Origin of the sequence: Listeria monocytogenes (assembly GCF_013282665.1) — a bacterium.
GTDB lineage: Bacteria > Bacillota > Bacilli > Lactobacillales > Listeriaceae > Listeria > Listeria monocytogenes_C.
The window spans coordinates 2,566,456-2,577,308 of the sequence record NZ_CP054041.1 but is presented as its reverse complement, the minus strand read 5'-3'; the positions used below and the strand labels follow the sequence as shown (position 1 = coordinate 2,577,308).

At 38.1% G+C, this 10,853-nt stretch carries 10 protein-coding genes; 9 read left to right on the top strand and 1 reads right to left on the bottom strand.

The features are described 5' to 3' along the window. Positions 1-26: 26 nt before the first annotated feature. From HRK21_RS12990 to HRK21_RS12965, 6 genes are all read left to right on the top strand, one after another. A complete protein-coding gene (locus HRK21_RS12990; RefSeq protein WP_003721963.1) occupies positions 27-851 on the top strand; it encodes a pyruvate, water dikinase regulatory protein in 825 nt (274 codons plus the stop codon). Between the two features lie 189 nt (positions 852-1,040). Further along, positions 1,041-1,481, top strand: coding sequence for a YaiI/YqxD family protein (locus HRK21_RS12985; RefSeq protein WP_069888801.1), 441 nt, complete (start codon positions 1,041-1,043; stop codon positions 1,479-1,481). A 19-nt stretch (positions 1,482-1,500) separates the two neighbouring features. Then, the gene (dnaG, locus tag HRK21_RS12980) at positions 1,501-3,384 is read left to right on the top strand and encodes a DNA primase (protein WP_069888802.1); all 1,884 of its coding nucleotides are present in this window, start codon (positions 1,501-1,503) and stop codon (positions 3,382-3,384) included. 91 nt (positions 3,385-3,475) lie between these two features. Continuing rightward, positions 3,476-4,600: an RNA polymerase sigma factor RpoD gene (gene rpoD, locus HRK21_RS12975; RefSeq protein WP_003730430.1), complete on the top strand. Its 1,125-nt coding sequence runs from the start codon at positions 3,476-3,478 to the stop codon at positions 4,598-4,600. 67 nt (positions 4,601-4,667) lie between these two features. Continuing rightward, positions 4,668-5,372, top strand: a complete 705-nt coding sequence (locus HRK21_RS12970) for a tRNA (adenine(22)-N(1))-methyltransferase (RefSeq protein ID WP_069888889.1) — start codon at positions 4,668-4,670, stop codon at positions 5,370-5,372. Continuing rightward, complete coding sequence (locus HRK21_RS12965; RefSeq protein WP_069888803.1) at positions 5,369-6,490, top strand: Nif3-like dinuclear metal center hexameric protein; 1,122 nt, start codon at positions 5,369-5,371, stop codon at positions 6,488-6,490. Before HRK21_RS12970 ends, HRK21_RS12965 begins: the two co-directional genes overlap by 4 nt. A 46-nt stretch (positions 6,491-6,536) precedes the next feature. Here the strand turns inward: HRK21_RS12965 and HRK21_RS12960 are convergent, their stop codons facing one another. Beyond that, positions 6,537-7,532, bottom strand: coding sequence for a 4-hydroxy-3-methylbut-2-enyl diphosphate reductase (locus HRK21_RS12960; RefSeq protein ID WP_003738949.1), 996 nt, complete (start codon positions 7,530-7,532; stop codon positions 6,537-6,539). A gap of 145 nt (positions 7,533-7,677) precedes the next feature. Between HRK21_RS12960 and cshB the strand changes: the two genes are divergently transcribed. Genes cshB through HRK21_RS12945 form a run of 3 tightly spaced genes read left to right on the top strand, consistent with a single transcriptional unit; the run spans position 7,678 to position 10,837 of the window. Continuing rightward, positions 7,678-8,985, top strand: coding sequence for a DEAD-box ATP-dependent RNA helicase CshB (gene cshB, locus HRK21_RS12955; RefSeq protein ID WP_003721956.1), 1,308 nt, complete (start codon positions 7,678-7,680; stop codon positions 8,983-8,985). Between the two features lie 15 nt (positions 8,986-9,000). Further along, positions 9,001-9,894, top strand: a complete 894-nt coding sequence (locus HRK21_RS12950) for a deoxyribonuclease IV (RefSeq protein WP_031695220.1) — start codon at positions 9,001-9,003, stop codon at positions 9,892-9,894. Positions 9,895-9,910: 16 nt separating this feature from the next. Continuing rightward, positions 9,911-10,837: a manganese-dependent inorganic pyrophosphatase gene (locus tag HRK21_RS12945; RefSeq protein ID WP_070006679.1), complete on the top strand. Its 927-nt coding sequence runs from the start codon at positions 9,911-9,913 to the stop codon at positions 10,835-10,837. The last annotated feature ends 16 nt before the right edge of the window (positions 10,838-10,853 follow it).

Here is a 10,853-nt window from a genome sequence, read left to right as displayed (position 1 = left end):
ATTGGAGCAAAGAGGAGGAAGTATGTATGACTCAACCAGCCGTATATGTGGTTTCCGATTCAACAGGAGAAACGGCCGAACTTGTGACAAGAGCGGCACTTAGTCAATTTGGTCAGACACCGAAATTTATCCATCGTTTTCACCACGTCGATTCTTCTCATATGATTGAAGAAATTGTCGACTTAGTGGCCGTGAATAATGGTATTATCGTACATACGATTGTACTAGAAAGCGTTCGGGAAGAGCTAAATAAAACAGCTCAAGCTTTCGGTGTGCCAATTATTGACTTATTTGGCCCGCTTTTAAACCAGTTAGAGGAAACGTATAAAATCAAGCCACTTTCTGAACCAGGGCGCGTTCGTTCGATGGATGAAGCGTACTTCAATAAAGTAGCAGCAATTGAATTTGCCGTTGAAAATGATGATGGTCGTAATCCTAGAGGTATTTTGCAAGCTGATTATGTATTGATTGGTATTTCTAGAACATCGAAAACCCCATTATCTCAGTATTTAGCTCTAAAAGGGTTGAAAATCGTTAATATTCCAATCGTTCCAGAGGCACAAATTCCAGATGAACTTTTTGAAATTGATCCGAAAAAAATTATTGGTCTGAAAATCAGCAAACAAAAATTGACGAAAATCAGACAAGAACGATTAATTTCTATTGGACTTCCGGGTGCCGGTACGTATGCTAGTAATCAACGCATTGATGAGGAACTAGCGATTTTTAATAAACTAGCGAGCAAACTTAATTGTTTCGTCTTAGATGTGACAAATAAGGCCATTGAAGAGACTGCAAATGAGATTTTAATCCATATTGGTGAAATTGTTGATGAAAATTTAGAATTATAAGAAGGACTTTTAGTTTTTGTGGCGAATATATATATTATACGGGAAAATCTGCTTGTAAAAGTGCGTATCTTCCCGTATAATCTAATTTCGCTTACAAAAAAGCTAAATCTATGCATATTATTTTAAAAACGGGTGGAAAAACTCGTTTTTTAACATGCCTTCATAGATTTTGAAGAGAGGATGGAATGTGTGCCACAAATTTTGGTAGATGCAGATGCTTGCCCAGTCAAAGCAGAAATAAAACAAGTGGCAGAAGAATTTCAATTAGAAGTTACTTTTGTCGCCTCGTTTAACCATTACTCTGTCAATACAGGTGGAGAGAATTGGATTTTTGTTGACACGGGAAAAGAATCAGCGGACATGCGAATGATGAATCTAGCAAAAAAAGGCGATATTATCGTAACGCAAGATATTGGTCTAGCTAGTATTCTACTTGCAAAGGGCACGTTTGTCTTTTCTAATCGCGGCGAACTTTACCGAGAAGAAGAAATGTCATTAATGTTAGATATTCGCTATAGACATGCCAAGGAAAGACAACAAGGCAAATATAGCAAAGGTCCAAAAGCAATGAGCGAGCAAGATCGTTCTCTTTTTAAAGACCGATTGACGACATTTTTGCAAAATAAGTAAATAGGAGTTGACTGTCAAAATGGCGCGGATTCCTGAAGAAGTAATTGATCAAGTCCGGAATCAAGCGGATATAGTCGATATTATCGGTAATTATGTTCAGTTAAAAAAACAAGGACGTAATTATTCTGGCTTATGTCCATTTCACGGTGAAAAAACGCCATCCTTTTCCGTATCACCAGAAAAACAGATTTTTCACTGTTTTGGCTGTGGCAAGGGCGGAAATGTTTTTTCTTTTCTAATGGAACATGATGGACTGTCTTTTGTTGAATCGGTAAAAAAAGTGGCGGATATGAGTCATTTAGATGTGGCCATTGAACTCCCTGAAGAACGAGATACAAGCAGTTTACCAAAAGAAACTTCTGAAACAGCAAAAATGGTAGAAATGCACCAACTTACTGCCAAGCTTTATCATTATATTCTGATGGAAACAGAAGAAGGTGCAGCAGCATTAACTTATTTGAAAGAGCGCGGTATGTCTGAACAGATGATGACCACTTTTCAAATTGGTTTTGCGCCAAATCATCATGCAACAATCACTTCTTTTCTAGAAAAACGTGGCATGGATTTACAATTGGCTGGCATGGCTGGACTTTTATCAGAACGTGATGACGGGAAAATGGTGGATCGTTTTCGTAATCGAATCATGTTTCCGATTACAAATGATCGTGGACAAATTATTGCCTTTTCTGGTCGGTTATTTGATCGCGACGATGGTCCTAAGTATTTAAATAGTCCTGAAACCCCTGTTTTCAATAAGAGACGCACCTTATTTCATTTTTCAGAAGCAAGACAGGCTATTAGGAAACAAGAAGAAATTACGCTCATGGAAGGATTTATGGATGTTATTTCTGCAGAAGAAGCCGGTGTTCAAAACGCAGTGGCTTCGATGGGGACAAGCTTAACAGAAGAACATGCAGATTTAATCAAACGGCTTACGAATCGAGCTATTATCTGTTATGACGGTGACCGTGCAGGAATTGAAGCAGCCTATAAAGCTGGCACACTTCTAGTTGAACGGAATCGTTTAGATGTTTTTGTTTTGCAACTGCCAGCAGGAAAAGATCCGGATGATTTTATTCGAGTAAGTGGTGCAGAAAAATTCAAAGAAATCTATAAGCAGCAACGAATGACTTGGACTGCTTTCAAAATTCACTATTTGCGTAAAGAACGCAATTTGCAGAATGAAACAGACCAAATTGGTTATATTGATGATTGTTTACGCGAAATTGCGAAACTAGATCAAGCCGTCGAACGCGAATTGTATTTAAAACAACTAGCAGATGAATTTGAATTAACGATAGAAACATTAAAACAACAGCTACAACAATCACTAAAAAATAGTCAGAAATCACGACAAATGGCTAGTTATGATGAACCACCAATAGATGATTCTTTTATGGGAATGATGCCTCAAGAAGATGCAGAAATGCTGTTTTCTTTCGAGCAACCAACTCAAAAATTATCTGCCCATACAACCTCAGAGCAACAACTCATGAAAGCAATGATGGAGAGCCGAGATAATTTTCTTTTAATTAAGCAACTTCTTGGCGACACTACGTTTTACCATGATAATTACAAAGCACTTTATACCTATCTAATTGGTTACTTTGCAGAAGGTAATGATGCGGATCCAACAAAATTTATGGATAGTGTTCCTGACGCTACAATGAAAGGACTTATCAGTAGCCTCGAAATGGTTATTAGTCCAGACGAACAAGGGAAAGCCCAGTTTGAAGACTACATTAGAAGTCTAAAACGATATAAATTAGAACAAAAGAAAAAAGAACTTGAGCAAGAATTAGCGGCTTTTAGTCGTGAAAACGACAAAGAAAATGAAATTCGTGTCATGCTTGAAGTTGTCCAACTCAACCGTCAGCTAAACAGCGGCCAATTGGATGAATAACGTTTTAAAACCGCTAAATGATGGTATTATTACCTAAGAGAAGCCTTTTAATAAGGTTAGCGGCATTTTGGAAGGAGGAATACAGGCAGTTATGAGTGATAAAACACAAAACACAAAACCAGTTGCTGAACTTAATGTTGAGCAAGTAAAAGAAGCCCTGATAGAAGAAGGTAAGAAAAAGGGGATTTTAACTTATGCGAAAATCGCTGCCAGATTAGCTCCATTCACTTTAGATTCCGATCAAATGGATGAGTATTTAGAACATGTTGGTGAAGCAGGAATTGAAGTTTCTGATGATGCAGACGATGAAGATCCAGATGAAACAGAACTTGTAAAAGAAGAAACTGAGTCCTTTGATTTAACAGATATGAGTGTTCCCCCAGGTGTGAAAATTAATGATCCTGTTCGCATGTATCTAAAAGAAATTGGTCGAGTAGACTTACTTACAGCAGATGAAGAAATTGCCTTAGCAAAACGTATTGAAGCTGGCGATATTGAAGCTAAAGGGCGTCTTGCAGAAGCCAATCTTCGTTTAGTGGTAAGTATTGCCAAACGTTATGTTGGTCGTGGTATGTTATTCCTTGATTTAATTCAAGAAGGTAACATGGGACTAATGAAAGCCGTTGAAAAATTCGACTTTAACAAAGGATTTAAATTCAGTACCTATGCAACATGGTGGATTCGTCAAGCGATAACCCGTGCGATTGCGGACCAAGCTAGAACAATCCGTATTCCTGTTCATATGGTTGAAACAATTAATAAATTAATCCGTGTGCAACGCTCCTTATTACAAGATTTAGGCCGCGATCCTTCACCGGAAGAAATCGGCGAAGAAATGGACTTACCAACAGAAAAAGTTCGGGAAATTCTAAAAATCGCACAAGAGCCAGTTTCTCTTGAAACACCAATTGGCGAAGAAGATGATTCTCACCTTGGCGATTTTATCGAAGACCAAGACGCGACTTCTCCTTCTGATCACGCAGCTTACGAATTATTAAAAGAACAACTAGAAGATGTGCTTGACACATTAACAGACCGAGAAGAAAACGTACTTCGCTTGCGTTTCGGTCTAGATGATGGTCGTACGCGCACTTTAGAAGAAGTTGGTCGTGTATTCGGGGTAACTCGTGAACGTATTCGTCAAATTGAAGCCAAAGCTTTACGTAAATTACGTCATCCAAGCCGCAGCAAACAATTGAAAGACTTCCTGGAATAAAGCACAACCGGGCAGGAGGACAACTCGTTCTCCTGTCTTTTTAATGATAAGGAAAGTGGGGAACCAAATGAACGAAGAGCAACTATCGAAGCGACTCGAAAAAGTGGCTTCTTACATAACCACAAATGAACGAATTGCAGACATCGGAAGTGATCATGCTTATTTACCATGTTTTGCCATTAAAAACGGTACTGCTTCGTTCGCAATTGCTGGCGAGGTAGTCGATGGTCCTTTCCAATCTGCACAAAAACAAGTTCGCTCATCCGGGCTAACAGAACAGATTGATGTAAGAAAAGGAAATGGTCTAGCAGTAATAGAAAAAGAAGATGCTATTGATACGATCGTTATCGCCGGAATGGGTGGCACATTAATTCGAACCATTTTAGAAGAAGGTGCTACCAAGTTAAACGGTGTAACCAAACTAATATTGCAACCTAATATCGCAGCGTGGCAACTAAGAGAATGGTCCGAGCTAAACAACTGGTCTATTACATCGGAAGCAATTTTACGAGAAGATAATAAGATTTATGAAATTATCGTCTTAGAACCTTCTGAGAAACCAATTACTTGGACAAAACAAGAAATATTTTTTGGTCCATGTTTATTGCAAGAACAAAATGCTATTTTTAAAAGTAAATGGCGACATGAAGTGAATACATGGCAAAGTATTATTCAAACCATTTCTAACAATCAACCTGTTTCAGTAGAAAACCAGACGAAAATTCGTGAATTAGAACATAAAATCGCTTTAGTAGAGGATGTGCTAAAATGAAAGTTGCAAATGGCTATGAATACACCGCAATAATGGAAAAAATTGCACCAAAAAAACTCGCAATGGAAGGCGATCCTATTGGTTTGCAAGTAGGAGATTTATCGAGAAAAGTAAGAAAAATCATGTTTACCTTAGATGTATTAGAAGAAGTTGTGGATGAAGCTATTGAGAAAAAAGTGGATCTAATTATCGCGCATCATCCGTTCTTATACCGACCAACGCAACATATCGATACGACAACTAAGCAAGGGAAAATGATAAAAAAATTAATCAAACATGATATTACTGTATTTGCTGCACATACAAACCTTGATATTGCTCAAGGAGGCGTGAACGATATTTTAGCAGATCTACTCCATTTGCAAGATACAACGATGATTGAGGAGACTTACTCCGAGCCATATTGTAAAATTGCTGTGTACGTACCAGAAAACGACTTAGAAAGCGTTCGTTTGGCACTTGTAAATAATGGTGCCGGACAAATCGGGACAGAATATACAGAGTGCACGTTCCATACGACCGGGATTGGTTCTTTCAAACCTGGAGTAAACGCCAATCCAACTATCGGTGAAAAAGAGACTTTGACCTCTATCCCTGAAGTTAAAATAGAAGCGATTTTCCCGCAGTATTTAACTGAAACTATCACTAAAGCAGTTAAAATTGCCCATCCCTATGAAGAACCAGCGATTGATGTATATACGCTTGAAATGCAAACCTATAAAGAGGGTCTAGGACGTGTCGGTATGCTTCCTAAGAAACTCGGCATGGTTTCCTTTATTGATAAATTAAAAACGGCTTTCGCTATAGATAATGTTCGTTTTATTGGCGATTTAAAGACGACTGTTCAAAAAGTAGCCATCATTGGTGGCGATGGAAATAAATTTATTCATCAAGCAAAAGCCACTGGTGCAGATGTTTTTATTACAGGTGATGTTTACTATCATACAGGCCATGACCTATTAGCTATTGATCTTCCAACCATTGACGCAGGCCATAACATCGAAAAAGTGATGAAGGGTTATCTGAAAAGCAAGATGGAAGAACAAGCGAAAATTTTGGATTATGAAGCAGAATTTATTGTTTCAGAGGTAAATACAGATCCGTTCCAATATTGTTGATAAAAAACCGAGTAACTTACCTTAAATAAAAGGAGTTACTCGGTTTTTACTTCCCACCATTTTTCAGATGAGCTAGTCGCTGACGTCTTTTTTCAGCCATATTCGTATTCTTCATTTTTGGAAGAATACGCTCAAAATCTTGATTATGTTCTCGTTTCCAAGTAGTTTCATCCTTCGCATCAAATTGCTCCAAAAATAGGAGTACTTCACGGACAAGTTGTGTTGGTGTACTTGCTCCGGCTGTTACTGCAACTTTTTTTGCTTCTTTAATCCACTGTATATCTAATTCCGAAATATCGGCAATACGATAAGCTTTTGTTCCAGCTTTCTCTAGTGAAACTTGAGCTAGGCGAGCTGTGTTATTACTTCTAGGATCTCCTACAACAATTGTGACATCTGCATTTTTGGCTTGCAGTGCAACAGCTTCTTGTCTTACTTGCGTGGCCATACAGATCTCTTGATGTTGAATAGCTGTTGGGAATTTCTCCTTTATGTAATCCATTAAATCAGCGACATCCCATTTACTCAACGTTGTTTGGTTTGTAACAAAAATTTTATCAGAAAATAGTTCAAGTGAATCAATATCTATTTTCGATTCCACTAAATGCACAACATCCGGTGCTGTCCCGTATGCGCCTTCTGGTTCTGGATGTCCTTTTTTTCCTATATAAATGATTTCGTAGCCAGCTGCTTGTTTTTCTAAAATCAAATTGTAGGTGTGAAGCACATCGGGGCAAGTAGCGTCAATCGTCGTTAACCCTTTAGCTACTGCCTTTGCTTTCAAAGAAGGAGATACACCGTGTGCAGTAAAGATAACCGTTCCTGTAGTTATTTTATCTAAAATTTCTTCTCGATTAGCCCCGTCTACTGTAAAGATTCCGATGGATTCAAAGGCATCTACGACATGTTTATTATGGACAATCATCCCTAAAATATGAATAGGTCGTGGTAAATTTGGATCTAGCGAAGCATTTTTAGCAATCACCATCGCATCAATGACACCGTAGCAATAACCACGAGGGGATATTTTGATAATTTCCATTAGAAAACATCCTCATTTCTGTATTAGATTCTCTATTTAGTATAATAGACTTAGCTTGTTTTGACAAAGTTGTCTTATCGCGCGCACGAATGTCCAATTATGTGCTATAATGGCTACTAGGTATAGAACGGAGTGGAAATATTTTATGACGAAGAAATCAAGGTTTGACCAATTCGGCTTTCAACCTTTTATTGGACTTGCAATAGATAAATTAGGATTCTATGAGCCAACAGAAGTACAACAGAAGCTAATCCCAGGCATTTTAAAAGGGGAAAGTATCATTGGCCAATCTCAAACAGGTACAGGGAAAACCCATACTTTTATTTTGCCAATTATTAACAATGTGAATCCTGAAAAAGATGCAGTACAAGCGGTTATTACGGCACCAAGTCGTGAGCTTGCTACTCAAATTTATAATGAAATTCGCAAAGTAACTAAATACAGTGAAAAAGAAATCGCTGTACAACTAGTTATCGGTGGTACGGATAAACAACGTGCAATTGATAAACTAAAAAAACAACCACAAATTATTGTCGGAACACCAGGTCGTATTAATGACTTAATTCGTGAACAAGCCTTATTTGTTCATACGGCGAAAACACTCGTTATTGATGAAGCTGACATGACGCTTGATATGGGCTTCTTAAACGATGTCGACCATATCGCTGGAAAAATGCCAGCTAATTTACAAATGCTTGTTTTTTCCGCGACAATTCCGCAAAAATTAAAACCATTTTTAAGTAAATATATGGAAAATCCACGTTATGAGCACATTCAACCAAAAGTAGCTGCTTCAAAAACAGTGGAACATCGTATTATGGCCACTCGTAGTCGTAATAAACTCGATTTACTTAAAAATGTATTAGTTGGTTCGCAACCGTATTTGGCGATTGTTTTCACTAATACGAAAACAACTGCTGATGAAGTTGCTAACGGTTTAATAGAACGTGGCTTAAAAGTAGCCAAAATTCATGGTGACGTAAACCCACGTGAACGTAAACGCACAATGAAACAAATCGAAAACTTAGATTATCAATATGTTGTTGCGACAGATTTAGCTGCCCGCGGTATTGATATCCAAGGAATTAGTCATGTTGTGAACTATGAGTTGCCGGATGACTTAGATTTTTATATTCACCGTACTGGTCGTACTGGACGTGCTGGACATTCTGGTATCGCACTTACTCTATTTGAACCAGCCGATGAAGACCGTTTAAACCAACTGGAAAAAATGGGGATTGAATTTAAGCACGTTGACTGGAAAAATAAAGAATTTGTTACACTTGAAGACCGCAACCGCCGTGCCAAACGTGAAGCGAAACGTGAAACAGCCGATCCACGTGAAATTGGTATGCGTAAAAAAGCAAAACAAAAAGGTAAACCAAACTATAAAAAGAAAATTAACTACAAAATGAACGAAATCAAACGTCGTGAAAGACGGAAAAAACGATAAGTGAGGAATGAATTTATGCTAAGATTAGGTTCTCATGTATCAATGAGTGGTAAGAAAATGCTTCTTGGCGCAAGTGAAGAAGCAGCTTCTTACGGCTCAAATACGTTTATGATTTATACTGGCGCTCCGCAAAACACGCGTAGAAAGCCAATTGAAGAGTTAAATATTGAAGCTGGCTTAGAACACATGAAAGCTCACGACATGGCTGATATCGTTGTCCATGCACCTTATATTATCAATATTGGTAACTCAGTTAAGCCAGAAACATTTGAATTAGGCGTTAATTTCTTACAATCTGAAATCGAACGTACGCGTGCGCTTGGTGCAAAACAAATCGTACTTCATCCCGGAGCCCATGTAGGCGAAGGAGCAGACAAAGGAATTAAACAAATTATCCAAGGGCTTAATGAAGCGTTAATACACGATCAAGATGTCCAAATCGCTTTAGAAACAATGGCTGGAAAAGGTTCTGAATGTGGACGTACTTTTGAAGAACTAGCACAAATTATTGACGGTGTAACTCATAATGAATTATTATCTGTTACTTTCGATACTTGTCATACACACGATGCTGGCTATGATATTGTGAATGATTTCGACGGAGTGTTAAATGAATTCGATAAAATCATCGGTATCGATCGCTTAAAAGTATTACATATCAATGATAGCAAGAACGAGCGAGGCGCACATAAAGACCGCCATGCTAATATTGGTTTTGGCCATATTGGCTTTGACGCACTTCATTATATTGTACATCACCCGCAATTGGCAGATGTTCCGAAAATCCTTGAAACACCTTATGTAGGTGAAGATAAGGCATCGAAAAAAGCGCCATATAAATGGGAAATCGCAATGCTTAGAAACGGCGAATTTGACCCAGATTTATTAAATAAAATCCAAAACAGTTAAGAAGGAGACGAAAATAATGACAAAAACACTTGTATTCGGTCATAAAAATCCAGATACAGATACGATTTGTTCTGCCATTAGTTACGCAGAATTAAAAAAAGCACAAGGAGCAGATATTGAAGCGGTTCGTTTAGGAGAGCTTAATAGTGAAACAGCTTTTGTTCTTGATTATTTCCAAGTAACAGCTCCACGCCTGGTTCAAACAGTTGCAAATGAAGTTTCGGAAGTAGCTCTTGTTGACCATAATGAACGCCAACAAAGCGTAGATGATATTGACGATGTAACAGTGACAGCTGTAGTTGACCATCACCGTATCGCAAATTTCGAAACATCTGACCCCCTTTATTATCGTGCAGAACCAGTTGGATGTACAACAACAATTCTTCTAAAAATGTTCCGTGAAAATGAAGTAGAAGTAAGTAAAACAGTTGCAGGTCTAATGCTTTCCGCAATTATTTCAGACACACTTCTTTTCCAATCGCCAACGTGCACGGAAGAAGACAAAGTAGCTGCTCAAAAATTAGCACAGATTGCAGACGTTGATATTCAATCGTACGGCATGGAAATGCTAAAAGCAGGAGCAGATGTTAGCAAAAAAACAGTTGCTGAACTGCTACTTGATGCGAAAGAATTCAACATGAACGATAACAAAGTAGAAATTGCTCAAATCAATGTAGTGGATGTAAACGATGTCCTTAGCCGTCGCGCAGAAGTGGAAGCACTTATGACACAAAACATTGTGGATAAAGGCCTTGATTTATATCTATTCGTCATCACTAATATTCTAACTAATGACTCTGTTGGAATCGCTATTGGTTCAAAAACAGCAGTCGTAGAAGAAGCCTATGGTGTTAAATTTGTCGAAAACCAAGCACCATTAAAAGGTGTGGTATCTCGTAAAAAACAAGTTGTTCCAGTCTTAACGGATACATTTGCTAAATAATTATACGAACCTGGAA

Coding starts and splice junctions, on each gene's coding strand:
- dnaG (WP_069888802.1), top strand. CDS start 1,501: ATGGCGCGGATTCCTGAAGAAGTAATTGATCAAGTCCGGAATCAAGCG.
- HRK21_RS12960 (WP_003738949.1), bottom strand. CDS start 7,532: ATGGAAATTATCAAAATATCCCCTCGTGGTTATTGCTACGGTGTCATT.
- HRK21_RS12950 (WP_031695220.1), top strand. CDS start 9,001: ATGCTAAGATTAGGTTCTCATGTATCAATGAGTGGTAAGAAAATGCTT.
- cshB (WP_003721956.1), top strand. CDS start 7,678: ATGACGAAGAAATCAAGGTTTGACCAATTCGGCTTTCAACCTTTTATT.
- HRK21_RS12970 (WP_069888889.1), top strand. CDS start 4,668: ATGAACGAAGAGCAACTATCGAAGCGACTCGAAAAAGTGGCTTCTTAC.
- HRK21_RS12945 (WP_070006679.1), top strand. CDS start 9,911: ATGACAAAAACACTTGTATTCGGTCATAAAAATCCAGATACAGATACG.
- HRK21_RS12990 (WP_003721963.1), top strand. CDS start 27: ATGACTCAACCAGCCGTATATGTGGTTTCCGATTCAACAGGAGAAACG.
- rpoD (WP_003730430.1), top strand. CDS start 3,476: ATGAGTGATAAAACACAAAACACAAAACCAGTTGCTGAACTTAATGTT.
- HRK21_RS12965 (WP_069888803.1), top strand. CDS start 5,369: ATGAAAGTTGCAAATGGCTATGAATACACCGCAATAATGGAAAAAATT.